This window comes from Streptomyces sp. NBC_00012 (assembly GCF_045040875.1).
In the GTDB taxonomy this organism is placed as follows: Bacteria; Actinomycetota; Actinomycetes; order Streptomycetales; family Streptomycetaceae; genus Streptomyces.
Genome location: NZ_CP108309.1, coordinates 215,378 through 238,739 on the forward strand (window position 1 = coordinate 215,378; position 23,362 = coordinate 238,739).

Below are 23,362 nucleotides of genomic sequence, written 5' to 3' on the forward strand. Positions count from 1 at the left end.
TGCGGTGCGGATGTCGCGGACGGCCCGGCGGACCACAGCGCGCACCGCTGAACTCCCACTCCGACAGCCCTCAACGCCCCGAGGGGAGAGCGCCCGGGAAGCCGGGCTGCAGGCTGGGGCCGATCGCCGACAGCGTCGGCAGCGCCCACCAAGCCTGGCTGGAACCGCTTCGCGCGAAGTTCCTCTCCAGCGGCATGACCATCAGCGATCTCCACGGCCGGACGGGATGGGCGAAGTCCAAGGTCTCCAAGCTGCTGCAGGGCACGGGTCTGTGCCTCCGGTGGGAAATCACACAGAGCCTGGTGCAGGAACTGCGCATCCCCACCTGGCCGATGCGCAGGCTGTGGGCGTCCGCGGCGCTGGAGGCACAGAAGAAGCAGGACTGGAGCCAGCTCTCTCCCCTGTGTCCTTCGGGCTGAGGGCCCGCTCGACGCTGGCACGCAGGGCCTCCTCCATCAGGTCGACCACACCGGTGGGCTGCGCGGTCGGCTCGGCCTTCTCCACGGCCTCGCCCGCGGCCCTCCGGGGCCGCACAGGGGCACTCCTGGGCGTGGCTACGTCGTCTGGGAGTCGCCGCAGGCGGGTCGTTAGCGGCGCCTTCGGCCGTGGCCGGGCAGGCCGGCGGGGATCGCGTACACGCTGGAGCCACCGGTGCTGGGGACCGGCTCCGCCCGCCACCCCTGGGCCGGTGCGGGCGCCACCATGCGCAGCAGTCCGTCCACGGCGGGGCGGGCGGCGGGGGTCTGTATCGGTTCTCCGGACAGTGGGCACCTTTCGCCTTCGGGCATGAGGTGCTGGGCGAGTGTCTTCTTATGGGTGATGCGGGCCCAGGTGCCGCAGGCACACTCGCAGTTGCCCGTCAGCTCCTTGCCGGACAGGACGACTTGCCTGGACTTCGGGCACGGGTCGGGAAGGCCGGGCACCGGATGCTCGTAGAGGCGGCCGCTGCTCAGGCTCGCCTTGGTCCTGGCGCCGCACTCGGGGCAGACGTATGCCTTCTTCTTCGTCGGTGCATGAGCGTGCCTGGGCATGTCGTCACCCTTCACTCTGTCGTGGCCCCTGCGCTGTCCGTCAACTTGCCGCGCAGGTTGAACGGTGAGGTTCTCCCCCGCCCGGCCGCCGCCCACACTCGACAACCACACGAGCGGCGTGCAGGCAAGGAGAAGCGTGATGCCCAAGAAGACCGACCCCGACAACCCGTACGGCTACGCCCCGGAGACCGACACCGTCCGAGTCGGGCGGCACGACCTGGAGCGCCTGCTGCTGGAGTTCCGCTCGCTGGTCCGTAAGCAGGAGCCGGGCAGTTGGGAGCACATGGACGACTATGACCTGTCCTTCGAGCGCCTGGCCGACGCCGTCGACGCTGGCACCAAGGCCCGGCGAGGCTCCCGCTTGGAGGGCCCCGACCTCCGACTGCGCTGCACCACTACCGAGGACGTCTACGAATGGCCGGAGGGCGCCCCCTACGACGGCGGGACGACGGTCACGTGGAACGTTCCGGGCTACGGTTCCCACGCCACCGGAGACGACTTCACGGACCTGCCTACCTCGCTGTGCGGCTTCAGGTGGTCGGCGGAGGAAGGCTGGCGGGTGAAGGGCCTGCCGGACTGCCGTGAGTGCCTGCGCGAGGTCCAGCTCGGTGCTGACCGCCCCTGCGGCCGCTGGTGAGGACCGCATGGAGTACAGCCGGATGGCGCAGCACCTCGACGTGCTCCTGACCGTTGTGTTGATGCATCCGCGTACAGGCATCAGATGAGGAGTCGTGATGGGTAGGAAGAAGCCGGGCAAGGCGCGTCGGCCACGTGTGCCGCGTCAGTACACCCTCCAGGAGCTCCAGCCGCCTGGTGAGGGTTACGAGGAGTGGATTCGGGTGACCGCTGGCATGAACCCTGACCGGATCGACGATCCGCGGGTCAGCGATGAGGCCCTCGCCTTGATGAAACGGTTGGTTCGGCTCGGCCCTTTGTACGGCAACAAGGTGCCGAAGGCAGCCCTGTATCTGGACGATCTGATCGACACCGGCCAGCTGCCGATCTTCGGGGACGGCGAGAAGGGCACGCTCCTACCCCTCGCAGAGGCTGCGTCGAGGTTCGGTTCCCAGGATGGTGACCTTCGCGAGTCGCTCCACAACCTGCATGCGGCGGGAATGCTGCTCCTGGACACGGACAACGACCACGACATCGCCGTCATCCGCGTGGTTGCCCAGAAACCCGGGGAACCCGGAGGGCCCTGGCGGTTCCAGGGAGACCCTGACGCGGTCACCGCGAAGACTTGTATCCCGGATGGCATCTGGGAGGATCTGCCCGCTGAGATTGCCGGGGCCGTGATGTACCTGCGAATGTGCCGGTCCCAGTTGCAGGAGCCCGACCCCAAGAAGTTCGGCCAGCACGAGGGAGTGAATGGCACTGCGCACGCCAAGAAGCTGTTCGCCGCGGCGCTGGAGTCCGGTGCTGTCGACGAGAAGGGGTGTGAGGCGTGTCCGGCGGGCCACCTGTGCACCCGCACTGAGGACTGAGCGCGAGCGAGTGGAATGGGGCCCTGACCCCGGCAGTTGCGATGCCGGGGTCAGGGCGTTATCTGGGAGCTCTCACTTCCCTGACCAGGTAATCCTCACCCAGTGACCAGCCAATCCTCACTGCTTGTCCAGCACAAGTGCCTGGCCATCACTGCTCAACGCCCCATAGAAGCGCCCGAATCGGCCCGGCCCACAGCGCCCAAGGCCGGACGCCAGACTGAGAACCATCTCGGACACGGAAGCGGGAACTCCCACTCGGCGCTGCGGTTTTCCTCCTCTGTCATCTCCGGGTTCCATCGGGGCCCGCCCTCGCTCCGTGCGTGAATGTGTGCCACGTTGCTGTTAAGGATCCACTCTCGTTGTTCATTTTGTAGAGCGGTTTCTTGCACCCAGGCTTGCCGCACCGGAAGGCGGTGGCGTAGAGCCGCTTCACCGTCGCATCCGTCGGTTTCTGATGCTCAACCGGGACTGACCGCAACTTCCGGGAGCCCAGCACAGGAGAGCTCGTGTACTACTCCAACACCAAGTGGGGCCGCACCCTCGACGACCGCCGCCGGGAAACCATCGCCGAGATGAACCGGGCAGCCTTCGCCTGAACACCTGCTTCCATCCAGGACACCGGTACGACAGGCCAGCCTCCTAGCCGCTGCTCCCTGCCGAGCAAATCCGCGCAGCCGCGCCCCGGTACCGTGTTCACTGGCTGGGCCTGTTTCACCGCCGGTGATCAGCTTTTCACCCCAGTCTCCTGTGCCCCGGATCAGCGCTCTGGCCCGGGGCACAGCCGTGTCTTCGCTGGCAGCGCGGTTCGGTCCGGCAGGCTGTGCCCATGACCGATGTCTTCGAGCACACCCCGCAGGTCTGGAATGCCGCGCGGCTTCGCGACGCGCTCAAGGACCTGCCCGATGATGCGCCCATCCATATCGGGGTGGCAGGCGATCCCGGCGACTTCGACGGGTACCGGGACTTCGTCCTTGTGGACGCGCATCAGGTGGAGAACTGGTGGCCGGCCACCTCGACAGCACCGGAACGTACCGAGACGGCGGAGGCGCTGACGCTGTTCGCCGACTGGGAGCGGGGCGCCTACGACCGCCTGGACTGAACCGGTACCCGCCGCGGCGCCTCGCCCAGGTAAGGGGTCAGGTGGGGTTCAGCGGAGTGATGCCGGTCCCCGCGTACAGCTCGGGCTCCAGCGACAGGACCGTCACCGGGTCCCCCGCCTTCACCGCGTGCCAGGCAATCGCAGCAGCATGAGCCACCGGCCAGTCCACGGCTCTCCAGTCCATCGCGTCCACCGCATGCCCGGCGGTGAACGGAACGTTCTCCGCGAACCGCAGGGACGCCGCGTGCCGGCCCGCACCCGTGACCTGCCGCTCCGCGGCAAGGACCGACAGCGACGGGACGATGACGCGGCCGGTGCCGCGGGAGGCCTTGATGTACAGGCTGGTGAAGAAGGGATCCGCACGGTACAGAGCGGTCAGTGCGGTGTGGTCCAGGACTACCACCAGGTTCACGCGGCGGCGCCGCCCTGATGCGCGCGAATCAGGTACGGGCGGCGGTCATCGACGCCACACGTTCACCTTCTCCGTCGCCAGCAGTGGCGCCCCGTCAGGCCCCTTCATGTGGGCCGGAACCCATGTCTTCCGACGCCAGTGCCCGGAGACGACCCAGCGGTGCCGGTACCGTCGGGGCGAATCCCCGCCCTCATCCGCGTCCTGGTCCTGCGGGGTGTACTGGCGGCGCAGGTCCACGATGCTCACCTCGGGCGCGGGAAGCCCGTCCCGGGCGTAGGCGCGCGCCGTGGGCTTGTCCGCACGCTCCCGTGTCCGGTGGACAAGCTGGGGCTGCTGCATCAGCAGCCATGCCGCGGCAAGGGCCGCGACGACCGGCTGCGGGAGCTGCGGATCGACCTCGGCCAGAGGCGCCGGTTCGGTAGTCACGGGAAGGGTCGCCGCGCAGATCGGGATCAGCGGCGGGATCGCGTCCTCGGCGACCTCGTAGCGGCCGATCCGGGCGACCTCGGTGGCAAGGCGGCTGCGTGACATCAACAGCCAGAGCAGCAGTCCGCCCTCGTACGGGCCCCACACGCACGCCTCGACCGGAATCTGCACCCCTTGGGCGTCCACGTGCCCGACACCCTCGTCCCAGTACAACAGGCCGCATGGGGACGGCCGGTCCGCCGTCGCCCACCGTGTGGCGGCCAGCTGTCCACCTGAGTGCATGGCCAGGGCCGTCATGTCCTGCCCTGCCCAGAACAGGTCCGCGACTTCCAGGTGGGATGCGAGAGCGTCCAGCCCCGGCGCGGTGCCGGGGTTCGTGTTGGCGCGCAGGGAGGATTCCGGGTGCAGGAGAAGGCGATGAAGTTCAACGCCCTGCTCACGAACGCGGTGATCTTCCACAACGCCCTGGACATCGCGGAGATCGTCCGCCAGCTCCTTCAGGAGGGATGGGAGATCGACCCGGAAGACCTGGCCCACATCTCGCCGTACCTGACCGAGCACATCAAACGGTTCGGCGAGTACTCGACCCACGAACTCGGCATCCAGCCCGACGCGTACGACCCGAAACTCGACGTCGACTTCACCCAGCTCCGCGACCAGGACCTGCGCGCCGAGGGCTTCGGGACCGCGGCCTGACCGGGCGAGACCGGGTGGCAGTGCGGTCAGACCGAGTCTCCGTGCACGTGCCGGTCGTTGAGCAGCTCACGGGACGGGACAAGGCGGATGTGCGCTGAGTGACTACTTGGGGCTTCGAGATGCCGGGGTGGTTCCCCAGTTCACGGAGACAGGACTGGAAAGTTGACCTTGACCCAAAGAGCACGGATAGAGGCGGCCCTGCCGTCGACGGGATTGTCGTCGGTGCTCCATATCTTGGCCTGGGTGGTGGAGTTGTTGACCGATGGCCAGCCCGGGTTCCCGGTGGCAGCGAAATCGGCCCACGCGCGCACCATGCGGCGTGCCAGTCCATGGTCTGCGGATGTGGGTGCGCCGCCGATGAGGAATGCCAGGCAGTCGGTGTCGAGGTTGCCGAAGGCGAAGGGGATATCCGCACAGTGCCAGGCCCGCACGACCCCGTTCGGGCCGGTGCGCCGACGATCGAAACGCGACAGGAACGCCCGGCCGCCGGCTTGGGCGTGAAGCTCGGCGAGTCGGTTGCTGTACTCGCCGAACAGTAGATCCCCGAAGACGGCGAGGTAGATGTCGAGCACCGGGGCGTGGGGCATCGCAGCGCGATAGCCGGCCACCAGGCCGTCAGGGAGGCTGAAGTCTTCGGCGAAGAGGGCCAGCTGTTCATCGGTGGTGATCTTCGCGCTGCTGCCGACGGCGTCGAGCAGCCAGTATTCCTCCGTGGTGTGGCAGACCAACAGGTCCACTCCCCGGGTCGCACCGGCGGCCATCCCCGTGAGGGGGTCGGTTGACAGGACGTCGCCGTCGAGGACGGGGGCGTAGAGCGAGGGGTCGTAGTGGCGGGACCCGGAGGCGGGATCCCGCCGGTAGTCGTCAACCACCTGGTCAGAGGCGGTGACCAGGGACTGCGGAGTCGCAGATGTCAGGCCCTCGGGTGTGGCGGGGCAGCCCGCCGCGGCAGCGATCTCGCGGGTGGTTGCCGCAGCGATTTCGCGCGTGTAGCAGGGACTGGCGGCGCTGTGGGCAATCGCGCGGTGGAACAAGCCGCGGGCGCGGTCCATCACCATCAGGCAGGCGACCGAAGCGGCCCCGGAGGACTGGCCGGCGACCGTGACGTTGCCAGGATCGCCACCGAAGGCGGCGATGTTCTCACGGACCCAGCGCAGAGCTGCAACTTGGTCGAGCAGGCCCCGGTTGTCCGGGTAGGCGGTTGCTTCGTCGGCGGGGATGTGGCCGAAGCCTTCGAAACCGAGCCGGTAGTTGAGGGTGACCACGACCAGACCGGCGCGGGCCAGCGCGGTGCCGTCGAAGTCGGGCTGAGCTGAGGAACCGAAGGTGTAAGCACCGCCATGGATCCAGACCAGGACGGGCAGACGGCCGCCCTCGGGGACCGGGGTCCATATGTTGAGGGTGAGGATGTCCTCGTCGTCGGGCGACCACACCGGTGCGCCGGGCAGCTGCGCCGACTGCGGGGCGACCGGTCCGAAGGCCGTGCAGTCCCGCACTTCGGTCCACGCCGGTGCCGGGAACGGTTCCCGGAACCGGTTGGCGCCGAACGGCGGGGCGGCATAGGGGACACCAAGGACGGCGACGACTTCGGCAGAGGCCCGAAAACCTTGGACTTGACCGTTCTTCGTCTTGAAGGTGCCCATGGGAAGACTGCCTCTCATTACGCGCCAGATTGCCGGGAGGAGGAGACTTCAGCTTTGCATCGCATGGCACCCCAGGACCAACACCAAGATCATGACGACTGACGCACCAGTGATGTCAATCCCCCGCTGCTACTAGTCCGCGCCTGTCGGCAAACGAACGAATGACGACAGGAGGTCAGCACGTCCAATGAACCCGCGTAATTCGGGGGTTCGCGGCGGTGCGAATCCAATCAGATCCGATGGTGATTGCTGACAGGGTTTGCTGACAGATAGGGTCCGATCCTCCGTCTGAAAGGGGCACTCGGTGGCGAACCTGGTCTACAAGCGGGTCTCGACCGACCAGCAGTCGACCGCCCGGCAGGACCTCGTCCTGGACGAGGCCGGGATCGAGGACCCGGTTGTCTTCGAGGAAGACCCGGGCACCTCCAGCCGCCTCCACCCGCTCCAGCGCCCGAAGTTCCGCGAGTTGCTCAAGTACGCGCGGCCGGGCGACACCGTGCACATCTCCGAGATGTTCCGCCTCGTGCGCGGCACCGGGCACATCCTCGACGTGCTCGACGTCCTGCACCGCGACCGCCTCGCCCTGCGTATCCACGACGGCGCGTTCTCCGCGATGGACCTCACCGCCCGCCACCCGCGCACAGGCGAGCTGCTGTCCACGGTGAAGTTCATGGTGCAGACCCTCGCCGCCGCCGGCGAACTCCAACGCGACCTCCAGCGGGAGCTGACGTACGACGGGCTGCGGGCCGCCGAGGCCAAGGGCAACAAGGGCGGACGCCGCCCGGCCGTCCCAGCCCGGAAGACCGACGACGTGCGCACCGCGTACCTGGAGGGCCGGTCCATCGCCGCCCTCGCCCGCGACCACGACGTCAGCCGGGGCGCCATCCGCACCGCCGTCGCCGACCTCCTGAGCACACGGCCGTCGCCCCGGGCGCACAGGCCCCGGAACTTCCGGTCGTCCTCGACATGCCGGGCAAGGTCGCCGACTTCCTCCGCGCCACCAACCTGGAGCCCGCCGAGCGGGCCGCGCTCGACCAGGGCATCACCGTACGACGCGGCCAGGGCTACACCCTGCGCGTCACCGCCGTGCTCTCGATCCACCACCGACTCCTCGACATCTGCCAGCCGCTCGACGGCACCGCGGCGGTCCCGGCGCAGCGCAAGGCCCGCCGTGAGTACGCGAACCGCGTCAACCTGCATGCCCCCTCTACGGATCTCGGCAGTCAGTCACGTTCTGCTACATGACGGGTAGCGGCAGCTATACGAGAACACGGCTTATCCGAGCTGCGACCTCGCACCCCGGCAGGCCGTCGCCTGCAGCCGCGCGTCGCGGTCCAGCAGGAAGTAGCCGGCCAGCTGCCCGTCGTCCGGTACGGCGGTGAACGTGCCGTAGTTGCGGCGTTGTTCGTCGGTCAGGAACGCCACCCGTCCCGCCCCTCCCCATCGACTCTCCTGCTGTGACGGCGCTCACCATAAGTCACATGATCGGCAGAGATGGAACCCTGGTCAGCGAGGGGCCGACGGTCGCCGGTCACTGCCCGGTGTAGCGGGTGGTGACCGGCGACCGCTGTGTCGCGGGTGAGCAGCAGCGGTTCGGCGGCCGACGGCGGCCCTGCCACCGCCGATCTGGCAGGTCGAACGATCTGGAGGTCATGAGGTGACGGCTCGCCACGCGGGATGCAAAGCGGGATAGAGGCTGACCAGGAGATAACCAGCCGCGATCACGAGCAAAGCCGTGGTGAGGCTGGTCATAGTAACCAGCAGGCCAGCGCCGAAAATGCCCACCGGCACCGCGGCCACAACCGCGGCCATGATCGCGCCGGACACGCGTCCCCGGAGCTCCAAGGGAATACGGCTGAACTGGACAGCGGTCAACAGCGGGTTCACAGGTCCAGCAGCGATGCCGGCGAGAGCCATAGTGACGACAAGCGTGAGAGTTCCGGGCATCGCAGCGATGACGAAGAACTTCGGGGCCCCGGAAATCAGCAACGCGCCGGTCAGGATTACGTGCTGGCTGAACCGATGCCCAACTGCACCAAACAAGACTGCGCCCACCAGGGCGCCGGCGCCGAAGGCAGCGACCGAAAGCCCCAGGGCGAGCGGGTTGTCGAGCACATGCTCGGCCAAGGTGGGCAGCAGCACGGCGAACAGGGCGTTGTCGGCCATGTTGGCGAACATGAACACCACGAGGATCCGGGGCAGCAACGTGTCCGCGCGGATGAACCGCAGTCCTTCCCTGAGCTCCTCGAAGTACCGTGACGTGCCTTTCGACAGGTGCGGAGACTTGCGAGGCAACGCTCGGGGCACAGTCAGTCCCACGATCAGGGCCGATACCAGGAAGCTGGCCGCATCTATGTACAGCACAAGGATTGGCCCGAGAGCTGCGAGGAGCACGCCGCCGAGTAATCCGCCGGTGAGCTGGGCGATACGCATCACTGTCTCGTGCGCGCTCATCGCCCGTTCCAGCCGTATACCGCCGGCTTCGGCCAGGTCGGGCACGAGGGAGCGGCGGGCTGTTGTGCCTGGAACGTCGAGCATCGAGCCGGCGAACGTGAGGACCAGCAACAGCCAGAACGACAGGTGGCCCAGCATGTACAGGACCGGGATCGCAGCCACCGTCATGCCGCTGGCCAGGTCGGCATGGACACTGCTGCGGATGAACCCCATGCGGTCCACCAGGGGGCCGCCGAAGAGCCCGGCCAGCACCACGGGAGCGAAGTAGGCGACCCCGCTCAGCCCGGCCCGTGCGGGATCACCGGTGGTCTCCAGCACGAACCAGGGAATCGCGATCAGGGCAATCCGGTTTCCCGCGGCCGAAACCGCCTCGGCTGCCAGGACAGCGCCAAGCGCTCGCCGTGCCGCAGCCGTTGACGTGGCTGAAGAAGTCACCTGGTTGCCTGCTCCCCGCCCATGATGGTGGCCTGGTCAGCCGGAAAGTACCAGTCCATGGGGTCGGGCTGCCTACCGAAGTGCCCGCAGATACGCCGCTGCCGCCCGGTCATGGCGACGCTGTGCTCGGCCATCCGATCGTGGTCCGGGGCGGAGGGCAGCTTGCCGCCATGAAGACGTCCGGACGGGTCAGCTGCGGCGGCCGGGGCACGTGAGGCGACGTGCCAGGCGGCCGCGTCGACACCAGGCCGCGCGTACCGGGAGGTCAACCGGAACGCGTGGGAGACGTGCTGTAGACCCGTGACGGCCGACCGTCACTTCTTCCTCGTCGCCGCGGCGATCCGGTCGGCATACGCGCGGTACGCCTTGCGTCCGGCCGGGGTGGAGCCGTCGCCGGCCAGGGCGGCGCACTGCTTCAGGGCGGCCTGGTGGAGCGCGAGCGGGGCGGTGACGCGCACCGAGTGACCCTGCCCGCGGCGGATGGTCCGGCCGCTGTGCAGTGCCTCGTGGACGGCGGTGTCCCGGGTGCCCTGAAGGTGGTCGGCGAGCAGGCCGGGCACATCGATGGCGTGCGGCTGCTCGAGCGCCTGCTCCTGGTCCTCGACATCGGCGGCCACGCCGTCGAGATCCTCCAGGACGTCGCCGACGTCGCGGGCGCCAGCCGCGTCGAGCACCCTGCGGATGGTCTTGGGCGCGACGTTGTACTGCCTGGCGAGCACCTTGACCGCGGCGCCCTTGGCGTACGCGTCTACGAGGTCGGCCACCTTGTCCTCGGCGAGCGCGGCCGGGCGCCCCAGCGTCTTGCCCGCAGCCTCGGCGGCAGCGACGCCTTCCTTCGTGTTCTCGCTGATCATGTCGCGCTGGAACTCCAGGACCCCGGCGAGCATCGTGACAAACAGCTTGGTCTGCGGGTCGTCGGCCGCGAGATCGAAACCGGACCAGGCGCCGGTCGCGATGCGCAAGTGCAGTCCGCGCCGCTGGAGGACCTCCCGGATCTGGATGACGTCCTTGGTCGAGCGGAACAGCCGCGCGGCGTCCGCGATGCGGATGGTGTCGCCGACCGCCGCCTCATCGAGCAGTTGCCGGAACCCGGACCGGCTGATCGCGTAGACGCGGGACGATGTCGCCGGGTCCTCATACTTCGGAGCGCCGGACTTGAGCAGATCACCCAGAGCGTGAAGTTGACGAGCATTCGTCTGCTTGTCAGTGGAGTGCCGAAGATACAGGCGATCAGTCACGCTTTGCGCCTCTTCGTCGTTCGGGCGGACGCCGGATCATGACCGTAAGGGGGCGAAATGGGGAGGCGCAACGAGAGGGCAAGCCTGATTGGATCAGTACACCTTTTTGCCCCGATATACCCGTCTCTGGTCATTGGATCGGTGCATGGGGGCGTAATCGACCGTTTCCGCCCCCGCTCGTCATTCGACCGGCACCCAGACGGTCACCCTTGTCATGCAGCACAGTGGCAGAGTGTCAAATCATGTGACAGCAAACTGCACTCTCTGCATGGTTCCTACTCGACCGCCGATCGCATGTGGGCCACGGTGGTGAGACCCAAACCCGACAAAGCATTCATACTGCTTGACTTGGATGGATACCCACAGCTTCCGGGTATGTCCGCCGCCATGCTGTATCACACGGCGATGAGCACGCCATTGAAGGAGTCTCTTCTGACAGGGCAGGTCAGCGTGGGTGACCGAGTGTTCGTGGAGGTTCTTCTAGTCCGGCCCGACCTTAAGCGTCCGGGCAAGGTGCAAGTGCATGTTCGCGAGATTCCCCCGGACCCAGGGAGCGGCCTTCCGATGGAGGCCATCGCCCCTGTCCCCGAGGAAGACTGACCAGCTCCACTCCTCCTCGCCATCCTCGACAGCCTCCGGGCCTCTGAAGGGGCGCAGGCCCTGAACCTGCTCGGCCGCTACAGCTTCACCGTCCAGGTCCCCGCCGCCGGCGCCCTACGGCCGCTGCGCGAGCCGGACGCGCCCGAGCCGGACGAGGACGACGACGGGGCGAGCCGGACTAGTCGTGGCCGACCAGGCCGGTGATGAGCTTGCGGGCCCTGGCCTTGGTCAGCCTCTCCGCGGCCGTGCTGCGCGCACTCGCGGCCACGGTCCGTACCACAAGGCCACTCAATGTCAGTCGCCGTCCTCCTCGTTGGCGCTGAATCTGACGTCGCGCCGGTGCCCCGGAGCAGCTGCTCACACCGCTCTGGGGCACCTCTTCTCTGCGGGCGACTTGCGGCAGCGATGGTGACAGCAAGCCTGCGCTGGGGCCTCACAACTTGAGGATGATGGCGAGCGCCATGAACGCGGCGCACGCCACCGTGAGGGCGGGAATCAACATGGGGTAGCTCACGGCGATGAGGCCGATTACGACCGTGCCGAGGAGAGCGGTCACGATGCGAGTGTTCGGCTCGCTGGGGTTGGGCTGCTGCTGCATGAGTCCTCTATTCGGTAGGCGTGGCCCAGCTTCAGGGCGCACGGGGGTAGGGCGGTGGCGGTGCGGAAGGCAGGTGCCCCTACCCGGTCAGCGGGTCGGCGGCGGAATGCAACCTCCTGACCCCGGTAGGGGTGGGGAGGGAAGTTCAGACCGAGCAGTTCGTTCGTAGGCTTGAGCGCAAAGGGCAGGGGCGGGTGGTGCTAGACGTACTTACGGAGCCGGGCGCCAAGCCCCGCAACTGTCCCCGGCTGGCGTCGCGATCACCAGCAGCGGCGGGCCGCAGGTGACGCGAGCTTCGGGTATGGAACGGGTATGAACGACCTCCAGATACGCGAAAACCCCCCGGCCGGCCACCGGAGGGCACTTGGTTTTCATTCAATTAGGCAAGCAAAAAGGGCCCCAGACGCACGTATGGCGATGGAGGGCCCTACTTTTGGAGTACCCGAAAGTACCCCTCGACATGACTCAAGTCTGCCACGCGGCTGATGAAGCGTCAAGCACCGTGCAAGGCAGTGAACTTACGTTGTTCTTCGTTCCTCCATTATAACAGCAGGGGCAACCGTTCGGGACTGCGTGTGAGGATGAGGCCCTTGCCTAGAGCACGCCGAGCAGGGCGTTGTCCTCCCACTGGTCGACGACTTCGAGGTAGCCGGCGAGCACCTTGGAGTGGGGGGCCCATCCGCCCTGTTTGGCGATGACGATCTGGTCGTGGCCCTTGAGGCGGGAGGACGTGGCGAGCCCGCGGCGGGGGCTGTGGCCGGTGAAGCGGATCTCGATCCCGGCCCGTTCGCCGGCGCGGGTGACGACGTCGCCGATGGACTCGGGCTGCAGTCCGCTCTCCAGGACGGTGTGCCAGCGGTTGTGCAGGCGGCGCCAGGCGTAGCCGTCCGGGTCGGTGAGGTCGGCGGCCTCCTTCCACACCTGCCAGGCCCGGACCGGGCAGATCGATGGCCGGGAGCCGTACGGGACCGGGACGACGCGGGGCCGGACCTTGGACACACGCAGGTCGGCCTGGATGCCTCCAGGGGTCTCGGCGTAGTCGCGCACCCGGTTGAAGGCGAGTTCGTGCTCGCGGCCGGCGACAGCGAAGTGCATGAGGACCAGGGCGCGGTCCCGGATGCCCATGAGGTTGTTCGGGCAGGCGGCGCTGATTTTCACCAGGTGCTCGACGAGCAGCGGCGGGGCCTGGCCCCGGCCGCGGGTCTCTCCGCTGGCCTCCATCTCCTTCACCAGTTGCTTGAGGCGGTTGCGGGCGAGCCGGGCGACGCCGTCCTCCAGCCGCACGCCGTGATCGGCGCGCGCAGACACCACGGTGCCGGAGATCCGCCGGTCGATGGTCGACGGCGCAGTGCACGTCCCCTTCCTCCCCCCGGGCTGGGTCCACAGCCACTCGACGAACATCACCAGGGTGCCCGGGGTGACGGCGAGCACGGGCACCCCGGAGGCGGCGCAGAACTTCGCCCAGCTCGCCCAATCCTGGGCGTAGCTCCTGCGGGTGCTCTCCGGGCGGCCGTCCGCGACGGTGCGCACGGCTTGGCGGTCGATGTGGTTGAGCGCGGCGCGGGTCGCGGTGTCGTACTCCTCCGGCCGAGCTGGCACGGCCGGGATGACGACAGGTTCAACCGCATTCTGACTGTCTGACATGAGTCGCCCCGTTCACCGGATTTGAGCGCGTCTATGGACTCTGGATATGGGGAGGTTATCCGGGACTCATGGCCGATGTGTGTCCGCGAAACATCCGGTGGCTTCCGGAGGGCCCGGGATGGTCGGGCCCTCCGGAGGCTTTGGGCTACTCGCGGAACAGCCGCGGTGCCTCGGGGTTCTCGTCGTCAGAGCCGTCGGCCGAAGCTCCGCTGTACAGCGCTCCGCAGGTGGAGGCCCAACCGTTGCCGCCTGTTGCGGGGAAGCTGCCCCGGACGGGCGCTGGCATAGCTCCCCACGCCTACCGCCGTCACCAGGAAGGAAAGAGCGGAAAGCCCCAGCGCCAGCGGGCTGAGGTCAGTCGCCTCCATTGCCTTCTCAAGCCATGACGCCGGAACGCTGATGACTTCGCGGGGCCGCGCCCGCAGCCAGGCCGTGCCAGCCCACAGGGCCAGAACCAGAGCCAGGGCACCGAGACTCACCCGCAGCGCCACGAACGCACGGTGCGCGTGAGCGGCCACTGTCCCTGGCGCGGTATCCAGTACCCGGGCCGCCTCCGCCTGAGTCATCCCCATCCCCTGCGTCAGCAGCATCACTCTGCGCTGCTGCAGCGAAAGGGCGCCCAGCGCCTCGCCGACAACGTGCCGACGCTCGGCGTCGGCGACCGGATGGATCACAGGCTCGTCCTTCGCCCTCAGGTCGACGTCGAGCGACGCGTACCCCCGCCCGGTGAAGTGGTGATGGACCGCGCGCTTGATCTCGTTGTCCATGGCCTTGTAGAAGTAGGCGCGCACGTTCTCAATCGGCTCGGTGCGAACCAGTACGGACCTGAGGCATTCCTGCACGACGTCCTCGGCGTCTGCCGAGGAGTCCGGCACTCCGCGGGTACGCAGTCGCTTGCGGGCATAACCAACCAAATTCCCGTACTGCTCGACTACCAACTCCTTCAGTGCCTCGGCATTCGGTTGTCCCGGCCTCTCCAGCTCAGCCACGCCGCCCCCTCTTCCCCCCTCGCCGACCGGTCGGCGCGCTGCCCGTTTCCCGCTCGGCGCGCACAAGCTCTGCCTGGCCTGCTGCCCGAATGCGGAACGCGACGCTCTTGAGCACGCTGCTCACCCCCGGCGCGAACAGGAACACCAGGAGCATGACGACACCAACGCCCGTTACCTCCACTGAACCCTCCTCATATCTGCGGCCGAGAGCGCCTCACGGTGAAGCAACGGCCCTGCACCCCCTGACAGTCGTCCGGCCGACAAATTCTTGACACGACCGGCCAAGATTTTTTCTCTTGCGGCTTCATGCCTGAAACTCCAGGTCTGGGCCTGCTCGTCCTCGCGGCAGTGCGCATTGGGCTGGTGCGCCGGCTCGCCGTACTCGGGGGCTGAGACTGGTGGGCTCGCATGTTGAGGTGTCGCGTATTCAGGCTGGGATGCAGGGGCTCCATCACTCTGCGTCGACCACTCATGCGGGGGTCCTGGGTCTGCGTTGAAAGCGACGGTGGCATGATCCGGGCCATGGATCAGCTTTCGTACTCGACTGCATGGCTGTCACGGTGGCGTGACGAGATCACGGATGCGGTGAGCTCCCTGGTGTTGACGTTCGAGGAGACGAACGGCTACGAGCCGGGCACGAATGAAGTCCGGCTCGCCGGTAAAGAGGATTCTCGGGCTGTCCGTGACGGTGGCCGGGAGCTTGAGGGATTCGAGGATCTGCTGACGTTCTACGAGTCGATCGGGGAGGTCGTGCTGCCAGACGTGGGCAACGGCTTCTTCGTCCACTCGCCGTGCGACGTCCTGCACCGGCTCACGGAGGAAGGGCCGGTCTCCCTCCCGGAAGCGGACGACCCTCACGGGATGGTGATCGCTTCGAATGGTGGGGGCATCCTCTATGTCGCAGACCGGGGTGGCGCGATCCACCGGTCTGGGACCGCGTCCTTGGACGGTGCGGAGTTCGACAAGGCCGCCGACAATCTGCCGCAGTTCCTTGATCACGTCCGCCGCTGCGTCGTCCGTTTCGTGGAAACGGGCGAGACCGGAGATCTGTAGCGATCACCGGCTGTGGTCGCCGGGGGCGTATCGGCTCCAGGTCCCGCCAGCTTCGGTGACCAGACGGGTGGCTGTCTTGTCGTGGTAGCCGAGTGCCTTCGCGATGACGGGGGCCGGGGCCTGGAGGACGAGTTGGCGGATCGCGGAGGTCCTGCCGCGCTGTGGCGGGACACCGATCTCGCGTAGGTGGGCCTGAAGGCTGCCCAGGTTCATCGGCTGCCCCGGTTGGCGGCCGGGGAAGAGCCATCGGGAGCTTCTGGAGCTGGCGTAGGGCAGGTCCTGCCGGGAGCGGACGTAGGCCCGCATCAGGTCGGCGACGGGCTCCGGAAGCGGAGATGGTGGATGTCCCAGGCTGACGGTGATGGTGGTGCCGTCGTCGGTGACGTCGTCGATGGTGAGGCGAACGATGCGGCTGACGGGCTGGGCATAGAGGAGAACGAACGCGGCAACGACCCGGCTCCGCAGCCGCAGGGAGTCGTCGTTGAGGGTCCGCCGGAGCATGGCGAGTCGGCGGTGCTGGTGCAGCGGCGCCTGGTCCTGGGCGATGACCTGAGGTGGAAGGGTGAGGCGGGGCATCCGGCCGGCCCTCGACGCTGCCCGGAGCCGCCGAGCGCTGGCCCCACCTGCGCGGTCGCCCGTACTTCAACGCGGGCGTGCTCTGGACCCACACCGACCACATGCCCCGCATCCACCGAGGCGTCAAGCAGGCCCTGATCCATGCCCGGCGCCACATCCTCCACGACGATCAGGATGCCCTGAACCTATGGCTTCTTCGATCCGGCCGAGTGCGCCCGGTGGCCAGCGGCTTCAACCGGTTCGAGGTCGGCCGATTCCTTGAGCGCGGGAGCTGGATACGCCGGCTCCGGGACCATCCCCGCGGGCGCGGGGAGCAGACGACGACGCCGTCGCCACCGCGGGACTCCACGGGACCATCCCCGCGGGCGCGGGGAGCAGGCACTCGTCCACATCTCGGGGCCATCGTCGCAGGTGCGAGGGCCAGGGCCACTATGGGCACGACTTCCCTCGTGGGCAGGGACCATCCCCCGCGGATGCGGGGAGCAGTTGCCCCAGTTGCCGGTAGCCCGGGTGTTCTGGGGAACATCCCTGCGGATGCGGGGAACAGCCCTGGGGCGTCATGGTGTCGGGCGTCGAGAAGGGACCAACCCTGCAAGCGCGGGGAGCAGAACAGGTACGCTCCCCCGCCGTTATTGCAGGCGGAGCCACCCGCACGGGTGCGGGAATCAGACTCGCGGGGGCCGCAGCACTCGCAACGCCCGAGATCCATCCAGCGGGAGCGGGAAGCAAACGACGCCCCAGGCCTGGGCGGCGTTGAGCCGGGAGCCATCCCGTACAGGTACTGGGGCAGATGATCATCGGGGCTCGTACGAACTCCATTGCATGGATCGTCTCTCGCGGTGCGGAGTGGTGTTTCGTCTCGTCCTGCGTCTGATCGACAGCGGGACCATCCTCTGGGGTGCCGGGCTCAACGGGTCAGGAGCAGTCCGCAGCCGTACGCGCGAGCGTGTCCGATCCCCTGGTTCATCGAGTCGACCAGTGCAGCGGGATCGGTGACTGTGAGCGTGCCACGGATTTCCGCGCGGACGATGCGCAGGCCGTGGTGGGGGCGAGGGCTGGTGACGGTGGGGAGCATGCGGACGCCCAGGGTCTCCTCCTCGGTTGTGGCACCGATGCGGACGACACCGTCAGGGGCTCTGCGTGGGTCGTCCAACGGTTGGAGACGGCGTACGAACCAGTTCTTCACGTGGTCGGGGCGGGTGTGGGCAGTTCTCCGGCCGCGGGCACGGTCCGGGGCCGGAGAACCGGTCGGGCGGCTGTGGGTGGGGTTGACGACCGTCCGGAAGGTCAGGGAGTCGCCGACGTGGAAGGTGCGGTCGACTGTGATCACGTGCGGTTTGTCGGTGAGCGCGCCACGGGGTATTCCTGCCCAGTCGCCCGGGACCCTGGACTGGACTACCAGGACGAGCGCGCCTGCCTTGAGATCGACGGACCAGGTGGACAGCACCCCCATCTGGGCGCGAGCGTCGGGGTCACCGTCCGAGACCCAGCCGCGGAAGCCGCTCATGACGGTGCGGTGCATGTCCTGGGCGTCGACGAGGGACTTGGCGGTGTAAGGGTGCCGGGCGTCCAGGGTCAGGACGCTGTGCGTGGCGACAAATCGGGCGGCAGGGGGCTGGGTCACGGGATGACGTCCCATTCGGTGGCGTTCTCGGCGATGGTGACGCGGGTCCGTGTCTCCCACCGCGTGGTGTGTGTGCGACGGTCCGCGTCGAAGGTGACGGGCTGGTCCGGTACGGGGGCTGCTCCGGCGGTGCCCGGTTCCGCTTCGATCCAGGCCCAGGGCCGTGGCGACGGCCGCGCCCCGACGCCCTGCGAAGGCAGCAGTGCGGTGGACCGGTAGGCGTCTTCGATCGTTCCGCCGTCCAGCGGTCCGGCCAGTGTTCCGGACGGCGGGCACGATTTGCGGCCCAGCCACAACAGGCGCTTCGGGCGTTCCAGCGCTGTGGCGACGGTTTCGAGGAAAGCCCGGTCCGGATGCTGCAGAGCCGCGACGAACGCGGCGTCCGCCAGGTACCAGCGTTCGGTGATGAGCGCCCCCCTGGAGAGCTGCTTCGAGACCAGGGCACCCGAATCCGGTTCGGAGACGATGTACTTCGGTGCTCCGTACCAGTCGGCGAGCTCGTGGTGCCCGAACGCATTGCCCTTGGTACTCGCCATGTCGGCGGACAGGGCTGCGGCCCTGCGGTGGTCGGTGATGATGTCACGTGGACGGACTGGGTACTTGCCGGCGCCGACGACGTGGTAGTCGCGCACCGGGGTGCCGGGGTGGTCTGCGCGGACGCCGAAACGGACGGCCGCGAGTTCGCCGAGTGCCTCGGAGCGGTCGTGTCCGAGGGCCGCGGCGCACAGACCGATGACCCCGGATTTCGTCGGGCGGCTGTGGGTGTCGCGGCGGGAGAACCTGGACACCACCCCCCAGGACTGCAGGGGGGCGGCGAGCCTGATGAGCAGGACATGTCCGCTCACGCCGTCAGCTCCTCGACTGACTCGACGTCCTTGACTCCCAGTTCCTGCAGGACTGCGTGGATGGCGGGCTCGTAGGTGAGAACGCGGCCTGCGGTGATGTCGTCACGCCGGCGGCGGACGAAGTTGTGGTGGTCGAGGAGTCGGCGTACGGCGAGCTCCCCGGCCGGTCCCCCGTCGGCGACTTCGTCGATGGGCTTCTGGAAGGCTGCCGCGTAGTTGAACGGGCGGTCTCCGTCGAAGGCGAGGACCAGGGCGGGCAGTGACCCGGTCGAGGCGGTCGAGTTCTTCTTGGCCTGCGGGAAGGCGTTGACGAAGGCGCTGACGAACTCGGCCTCGGCGGCAACGGCGGCTGCTTCGCTGTCCTGTTCGGACATGCCTGCGGCGCGCAGGTTCTGTCGCAGCTTGCGGCGGTCCAGAACGGCGTGCCGGTAGAACGTGCCGGAGATGAGGGACTGGTAGCCGGTCATGCCGGCTCCGGAGTCGTCGGCGACATCGAGGAAGTCGAGGGCGTTGCTCTTGCGGTTCAGCTTGGCGTCGTCGGCGGCGGCGTAGAAGTCGTCTGTGTGTTCGGCCTCATGGACGGTGAAGGCGTGGCCGCTCTGGATCGCACCGTCGACGTTCGGCGAGTCCGCGATCTCGGCGAGGAAGCGGCCGTAGAGCGCGATGTCGATCGCGTCCCGGGGTGCCAGCGCGGTCAGGACCGCTTCCCGCGTCGCCTTGGGCAGAGCGGGAAGCTTGGCAGCGCCGGCGTCCGTTGCGGAGTCCGCGTCGTCCGCGCTCACCTCTGCTTCCTCCTGGGAGCTGCTCTTGCGCCGCCCCTTCGTCTTCTTTCCTGCCGCTGCCGCCTGGGCCAGGACGGTGTAGTTCTCTGCCCAGGCGCCGAGCGATTCCCGTTCGGTGTTGAGGTGGTCAGCAATTCGATCGCCCGCATCCGACGGCGCGAAAAGCAGCACCTTGGTCAGGTTGGCAACTGTCGGCTTGGTCGAGTCGCCGAACTTGAGGCCGATGGCCTGCAGAACCGCTCGCGCTGTCGCCAGCGCCTGCTCCTTGGGCCAGCCGTGCCGTGTCTCCAGGGCGCGGGCGGTCACCAGCGCCCATTCACGGGTACGGACGCCCATGGTGTGTCCGGCGAGCGGACCCATCTGCTCGTTGGCCCGGTCGCGGGAGTACACGCGCTCGGCGCGACGGCGCGCCTGGCTGGTGATCATGTGCCGCTCCACGCCGCCGTAGACGATGGATTTGGGTGCCCCGTTCTCGTCCCGCACGGGAAGGACGGCAACGAGCGTCTCCAGCAGGTGAAGGGAGAGGAACTGGTGCCCGGTCAGGGAAACGGGGGTACTCACGTCAGCATGTCCTTCGTCGTGGTCGTGGTCGTCCTGGTGTTCCTGGCGGCTTTCGGCGGCGGCGCGTGGAAGTCGACGGCCCAGCGGTAGCGGATGCGGGCCTGACGGTCGCTCCAGCGGGCGATGTCGTCCGCGAGCCGTGCCCAGGAGGGCGGTGGCTCGCCGCACGACCGCAGGCGGGCGATGGCGTGCTGCAGGTGTCGCTGGGGAGGCCTGCGGCTCGCGACGATGCGGTCCATCAGTCGGCCGGCGCCCGCGTCGTCGGGCCCGCGCCCGATGCTGCTGCCGATCCGGCGGGCGGCGTACCCGAGGCTTCCGTAACCCCATGACGGCTCGGCGGCGCCCCGGTGGTAGACGGCGAACAGGAACGCCACCTGTTCGAACACCTTGCGGCGCTCCTCATCGTTCCAGCCCGCGATCCAGCCGGCTTCGATGTGGGCGTTCTCGCTGACGCTCGGCCGGCGCAGTTCGGCGAGCCTGCCGTAGTCCCGGCTGTCCACCAAGCCGACGAGCCATTGGGCGAGTTGCTGGCTGCGTGCGGGCTCACGTGGCTCGGCGCCATCCGCGATTGCACTCCCGATGCCCGGTTTGTCGGCGATCACTTCCGCTCCCCCTTCAGTTCGTCCGGGGCCTTGGACCTGGTGAGGTCGTTCTCCAAACAGCGGACCGCCTTCGCATGCGCCTGGTAACCGCGCGAGTTGGCGGGCAGCGAGTCGAGCCGGTTACGCAGGAAGCGCCCGGCGGCCTCGGCGAGCACGGCCGCGTACTCGACGAGCGCCGCGTCCACCTGCTCGTCGTTCTCGGCCGCTGCCGTGTCGTCCAGCAGCATGTGGAAGGGCTCCTCCGAGTGAGCCCAGTGCTCCGGCCGCGCGTCGAACCGGGCGATCTGACTGCTCTTGTCGGCCGGTTTCGGGTTGGGATACGTCACGGTCCAGGCGACGTAAGCTGCCCGGAAAAGGCTGGAGGCCACGTACTCGGCGACGAGCGAAGCCCGCTCGGCCGCGTACCTGAGGTCGCGCTCCCGGCCGGGCACGAAGGGAAACGTGTCCGATACCCAGGTGACGACCGTGGTCTGCTTGGCGATCAGACCGACGGTCCACAGGTTGAGCCGACGATCGCTGAGCCTGGCAAGGCGGTCGTAGAGATCGGGTCCGTGGTCCCGGTCTGCAACAGCGGCGTACAGAGCGTGCGCCTCGCGCCACAGGGCCCGGGACGCCGAGGGCCGCAGCGGCTTCACCGTTCCGTTCGGTGCCTTCTCGTACACGGCGTCCTGCATGTGGTGCGGGGCCAGTGGTTCAAGGATTTCTCCGGCCGCCAGCAGTACGCGGTCGACGGCCGGCTGACCGTCCTCGGTGACGGCGGGCCGCATGAGGACCGACCGTCCCAGGACGGTGTGCAGGTCGGCCGGACCATCCACCCGTCGCCCCGACGGCTTGGTCAGAAATCCCCGGCGGGGCTCGGGGGCCACCGTCCAGGTTCGGTTGAAACGGCCCGGGGCTTCGTCGGTCGGTATGAGGTTGAGCCGGAGAGTGTCGCCGAGCGTCTCCCCGAGCGCGATGACACGGATACGTGTGCCGAGGCGTCCGGCGGCCAGATTGGTGAGGGTGGGGCCCAAGGTCTCCTTGCCGGAGATCCGGGCGCGGCCGCCGGGTCCGTAGGCGTGCTGGGTGAGCATGGCGCGGAAGGCGGCATCGGCGGGCAGCGGCGCCGGGTGCTCGAGGTGGTGGTGGTCGAAGAACTGGTTGTAGTCCCCGGCGTGCTCGATCACCAGCTGGGCGGGACCTGCTCCGTGTTCGTCGAGGTAGGGGGCGAGAAGAGCGTTCTGGCCCAGCGGCTCCACGGGGTGGAAAAGGTCCCAGTGCTCGTCGGGACGGCGATCCAGCCAGTGCGCCGCATCGGTCAGCGGGCTGCGGTCGTGAACCCGGTCACGCCACTCGTCGACCGTCGCCGGGCAGTCCCCGGAGGCGTAGCAGACGCCGAGAAGGTACTCGATCAGGGCGACGGCCTCTCCGGCAGTCGCCCCGGACACGCTGCGCAGTTCGTCCGCGTGCTGCAGAGCGTGGACCAAGGTGACGGTGGCGTTTTCCCCGGCCGTTGTCAGTACCGGAACGCATGCTTGTCGTCGTGGGTCCCAGCTGGGGCGTATCTCCCCCGCCGGAGAGGGGCGCGTTTCGGACAGTGTCACCTGATCCCTACTCCAATCTCCACACTTGTCTGGTGAGATGAGCCAGGACCGTAACACGCCGGATGAGGGCAATGTGAGCGAACCAGGAGAACTCAACAGCACTGCGTACAAATGGTGTTGGGGAACGATCGATATCTCCGACCACACGGTTCGAAGGGGCGGACCAGTGTGGAATCCGCTCGTCGTCGACATGGTCACCGCCGGTGCCGTAATGCTCGAATTGTGGGACCGGGTACTGAGCCCGCGGCAACGAGCCGATATCGCGGAGGGCTTCGCGGCCGAGAGCGAGCAGAGCGCTCGCCTGGTGGCCGCCTTCCTCGCAGGGGTCAGCCGCATCGGCCACGCGAGCCCGCCGCACATGGTCGCGTTCGGCGCGGGGCAGCAGCCCTCCCCCGCAGGCGAAAGGGCCCGCGCCGACTGGCAGGAGCAGGCATTGCGGTCGGGCCTGCCCCTGCCGCCGGCCGGTGCCCGGGTCCGCCATGCGGCCCCGGAGCACATCGCGGCGGCGGTTCTGCCGCGACTGACCGGCTGCGACTGCACGGGGTACGTCGACGGTGAGCGCTGCCACGACCGGGAACACCAGGGGCTCTACGTGGCTGCGTACGCGCTCAACCAGCACCACGCCGACACCCTGCACGCCGACACCGTCGCCAAGGCGTACCGGGCGACCGGCGGCCCCGCCTGGGACGCGGTCCGCGCCGCCTTGGTGGACGTCGTCGCCCACCACGTGGGACTCGACGCCCGGACTCTTCCCCGCCTGATCCGGCCGACGGACCCCGCGCGTCTGACAGCCTTCGGCCGCCTGAGCTCCCAGAGCAACGGACTGTCGCAAGGAGACGCGTCCCATGGCTTCGCGTCCCCTCACGACACCCGGGATGCGGTGTCCGAAAGAGCACGGCTGCACGCGCAACAAGCCGTCTCACGGATGTTGGTGGCCGGATGACAGCTGCTGGACGGCTGCGCTCCCCGCTCTGCGGGGCTGATGCA

At 68.3% G+C, this 23,362-nt stretch carries 24 protein-coding genes; 8 read left to right on the top strand and 16 right to left on the bottom strand.

Annotated features, from left to right (window positions below; genetic code table 11):
• The first annotated feature begins 194 nt into the window (after positions 1–194).
• Positions 195–419, top strand: coding sequence for a hypothetical protein (locus OHA19_RS01120; protein ID WP_405749009.1), 225 nt, complete (start codon positions 195–197; stop codon positions 417–419).
• Positions 420–587: 168 nt separating this feature from the next.
• Here OHA19_RS01120 and OHA19_RS01125 read toward each other — a convergent pair whose 3' ends face one another.
• Entirely contained in the window at positions 588–1,031 is a 444-nt protein-coding gene (locus tag OHA19_RS01125) for a hypothetical protein (RefSeq protein ID WP_405749011.1), read from the bottom strand.
• A 139-nt stretch (positions 1,032–1,170) separates the two neighbouring features.
• Here OHA19_RS01125 and OHA19_RS01130 point away from each other — a divergent pair, with 139 nt between their 5' ends.
• The 3 genes from OHA19_RS01130 to OHA19_RS01140 all read left to right on the top strand — a co-directional run bounded on the left by OHA19_RS01130 (position 1,171) and on the right by OHA19_RS01140 (position 3,614).
• The gene (locus OHA19_RS01130; RefSeq protein ID WP_405749014.1) at positions 1,171–1,668 is read left to right on the top strand and encodes a hypothetical protein; all 498 of its coding nucleotides are present in this window, start codon (positions 1,171–1,173) and stop codon (positions 1,666–1,668) included.
• 97 nt (positions 1,669–1,765) lie between these two features.
• Positions 1,766–2,515: a hypothetical protein gene (locus OHA19_RS01135; RefSeq protein ID WP_405749016.1), complete on the top strand. Its 750-nt coding sequence runs from the start codon at positions 1,766–1,768 to the stop codon at positions 2,513–2,515.
• A gap of 826 nt (positions 2,516–3,341) precedes the next feature.
• Complete coding sequence (locus OHA19_RS01140; RefSeq protein WP_405749019.1) at positions 3,342–3,614, top strand: DUF6225 family protein; 273 nt, start codon at positions 3,342–3,344, stop codon at positions 3,612–3,614.
• Between the two features lie 37 nt (positions 3,615–3,651).
• Here OHA19_RS01140 and OHA19_RS01145 read toward each other — a convergent pair whose 3' ends face one another.
• Entirely contained in the window at positions 3,652–4,026 is a 375-nt protein-coding gene (locus OHA19_RS01145; protein WP_405749021.1) for a PIN domain-containing protein, read from the bottom strand.
• 45 nt (positions 4,027–4,071) lie between these two features.
• Positions 4,072–4,638, bottom strand: coding sequence for a hypothetical protein (locus OHA19_RS01150; RefSeq protein WP_405749024.1), 567 nt, complete (start codon positions 4,636–4,638; stop codon positions 4,072–4,074).
• A gap of 216 nt (positions 4,639–4,854) precedes the next feature.
• Here OHA19_RS01150 and OHA19_RS01155 point away from each other — a divergent pair, with 216 nt between their 5' ends.
• Positions 4,855–5,148, top strand: a complete 294-nt coding sequence (locus OHA19_RS01155; RefSeq protein WP_405749027.1) for a Tn3 family transposase — start codon at positions 4,855–4,857, stop codon at positions 5,146–5,148.
• Positions 5,149–5,288: 140 nt separating this feature from the next.
• Here the strand turns inward: OHA19_RS01155 and OHA19_RS01160 are convergent, their stop codons facing one another.
• Positions 5,289–6,791 (bottom strand): carboxylesterase/lipase family protein, encoded by a 1,503-nt coding sequence (locus OHA19_RS01160; RefSeq protein ID WP_405749030.1) that lies wholly within the window; start codon positions 6,789–6,791, stop codon positions 5,289–5,291.
• Between the two features lie 304 nt (positions 6,792–7,095).
• Between OHA19_RS01160 and OHA19_RS01165 the strand changes: the two genes are divergently transcribed.
• Entirely contained in the window at positions 7,096–8,043 is a 948-nt protein-coding gene (locus OHA19_RS01165; RefSeq protein WP_405749033.1) for a recombinase family protein, read from the top strand.
• Between the two features lie 23 nt (positions 8,044–8,066).
• Here the strand turns inward: OHA19_RS01165 and OHA19_RS01170 are convergent, their stop codons facing one another.
• The 6 genes from OHA19_RS01170 to OHA19_RS01195 all read right to left on the bottom strand — a co-directional run bounded on the left by OHA19_RS01170 (position 8,067) and on the right by OHA19_RS01195 (position 14,749).
• Positions 8,067–8,216: a DUF4158 domain-containing protein gene (locus OHA19_RS01170; protein WP_405749035.1), complete on the bottom strand. Its 150-nt coding sequence runs from the start codon at positions 8,214–8,216 to the stop codon at positions 8,067–8,069.
• 225 nt (positions 8,217–8,441) lie between these two features.
• On the bottom strand, positions 8,442–9,680 hold the full coding sequence (locus OHA19_RS01175; protein ID WP_405749038.1) for an MFS transporter: 1,239 nt from the start codon (positions 9,678–9,680) through the stop codon (positions 8,442–8,444).
• A 314-nt stretch (positions 9,681–9,994) separates the two neighbouring features.
• Positions 9,995–10,918: a recombinase family protein gene (locus OHA19_RS01180; protein ID WP_405749041.1), complete on the bottom strand. Its 924-nt coding sequence runs from the start codon at positions 10,916–10,918 to the stop codon at positions 9,995–9,997.
• Positions 10,919–11,951: 1,033 nt separating this feature from the next.
• Positions 11,952–12,116, bottom strand: coding sequence for a hypothetical protein (locus tag OHA19_RS01185; RefSeq protein WP_157840951.1), 165 nt, complete (start codon positions 12,114–12,116; stop codon positions 11,952–11,954).
• A gap of 594 nt (positions 12,117–12,710) precedes the next feature.
• Positions 12,711–13,715, bottom strand: a complete 1,005-nt coding sequence (locus OHA19_RS01190) for an integrase (RefSeq protein ID WP_405749044.1) — start codon at positions 13,713–13,715, stop codon at positions 12,711–12,713.
• Between the two features lie 230 nt (positions 13,716–13,945).
• Complete coding sequence (locus tag OHA19_RS01195) at positions 13,946–14,749, bottom strand: sigma-70 family RNA polymerase sigma factor (RefSeq protein WP_405749047.1); 804 nt, start codon at positions 14,747–14,749, stop codon at positions 13,946–13,948.
• Between the two features lie 471 nt (positions 14,750–15,220).
• Here OHA19_RS01195 and OHA19_RS01200 point away from each other — a divergent pair, with 471 nt between their 5' ends.
• Positions 15,221–15,802, top strand: coding sequence for a hypothetical protein (locus OHA19_RS01200; RefSeq protein WP_405720857.1), 582 nt, complete (start codon positions 15,221–15,223; stop codon positions 15,800–15,802).
• A gap of 3 nt (positions 15,803–15,805) precedes the next feature.
• Here the strand turns inward: OHA19_RS01200 and OHA19_RS01205 are convergent, their stop codons facing one another.
• The 6 genes from OHA19_RS01205 to OHA19_RS01230 all read right to left on the bottom strand — a co-directional run bounded on the left by OHA19_RS01205 (position 15,806) and on the right by OHA19_RS01230 (position 22,375).
• Positions 15,806–16,378, bottom strand: coding sequence for a hypothetical protein (locus OHA19_RS01205; protein ID WP_405720854.1), 573 nt, complete (start codon positions 16,376–16,378; stop codon positions 15,806–15,808).
• Positions 16,379–17,285: 907 nt separating this feature from the next.
• Positions 17,286–18,002 (bottom strand): type I-E CRISPR-associated protein Cas6/Cse3/CasE, encoded by a 717-nt coding sequence (locus OHA19_RS01210; RefSeq protein WP_405720851.1) that lies wholly within the window; start codon positions 18,000–18,002, stop codon positions 17,286–17,288.
• Complete coding sequence (gene cas5e / locus OHA19_RS01215; RefSeq protein ID WP_405749050.1) at positions 17,999–18,847, bottom strand: type I-E CRISPR-associated protein Cas5/CasD; 849 nt, start codon at positions 18,845–18,847, stop codon at positions 17,999–18,001. Before cas5e ends, OHA19_RS01210 begins: the two co-directional genes overlap by 4 nt.
• Positions 18,844–20,190, bottom strand: coding sequence for a type I-E CRISPR-associated protein Cas7/Cse4/CasC (locus OHA19_RS01220; RefSeq protein ID WP_405749053.1), 1,347 nt, complete (start codon positions 20,188–20,190; stop codon positions 18,844–18,846). Before OHA19_RS01220 ends, cas5e begins: the two co-directional genes overlap by 4 nt.
• A complete protein-coding gene (gene casB, locus OHA19_RS01225) occupies positions 20,187–20,792 on the bottom strand; it encodes a type I-E CRISPR-associated protein Cse2/CasB (RefSeq protein ID WP_405749056.1) in 606 nt (201 codons plus the stop codon). Before casB ends, OHA19_RS01220 begins: the two co-directional genes overlap by 4 nt.
• A complete protein-coding gene (locus tag OHA19_RS01230) occupies positions 20,789–22,375 on the bottom strand; it encodes a type I-E CRISPR-associated protein Cse1/CasA (RefSeq protein ID WP_405749058.1) in 1,587 nt (528 codons plus the stop codon). The genes casB and OHA19_RS01230 overlap by 4 nt, the downstream gene beginning before the upstream one ends.
• A 166-nt stretch (positions 22,376–22,541) precedes the next feature.
• On the opposite strand from OHA19_RS01230, the gene OHA19_RS01235 reads away from it, so the two are divergent.
• Entirely contained in the window at positions 22,542–23,318 is a 777-nt protein-coding gene (locus OHA19_RS01235; protein WP_405749061.1) for an HD domain-containing protein, read from the top strand.
• The last annotated feature ends 44 nt before the right edge of the window (positions 23,319–23,362 follow it).

Coding starts and splice junctions, on each gene's coding strand:
- OHA19_RS01120 (WP_405749009.1), top strand. CDS start 195: ATGACCATCAGCGATCTCCACGGCCGGACGGGATGGGCGAAGTCCAAG.
- OHA19_RS01125 (WP_405749011.1), bottom strand. CDS start 1,031: ATGCCCAGGCACGCTCATGCACCGACGAAGAAGAAGGCATACGTCTGC.
- OHA19_RS01130 (WP_405749014.1), top strand. CDS start 1,171: ATGCCCAAGAAGACCGACCCCGACAACCCGTACGGCTACGCCCCGGAG.
- OHA19_RS01135 (WP_405749016.1), top strand. CDS start 1,766: ATGGGTAGGAAGAAGCCGGGCAAGGCGCGTCGGCCACGTGTGCCGCGT.
- OHA19_RS01140 (WP_405749019.1), top strand. CDS start 3,342: ATGACCGATGTCTTCGAGCACACCCCGCAGGTCTGGAATGCCGCGCGG.
- OHA19_RS01160 (WP_405749030.1), bottom strand. CDS start 6,791: ATGGGCACCTTCAAGACGAAGAACGGTCAAGTCCAAGGTTTTCGGGCC.
- OHA19_RS01185 (WP_157840951.1), bottom strand. CDS start 12,116: ATGCAGCAGCAGCCCAACCCCAGCGAGCCGAACACTCGCATCGTGACC.
- OHA19_RS01200 (WP_405720857.1), top strand. CDS start 15,221: ATGCGGGGGTCCTGGGTCTGCGTTGAAAGCGACGGTGGCATGATCCGG.
- OHA19_RS01205 (WP_405720854.1), bottom strand. CDS start 16,378: ATGCCCCGCCTCACCCTTCCACCTCAGGTCATCGCCCAGGACCAGGCG.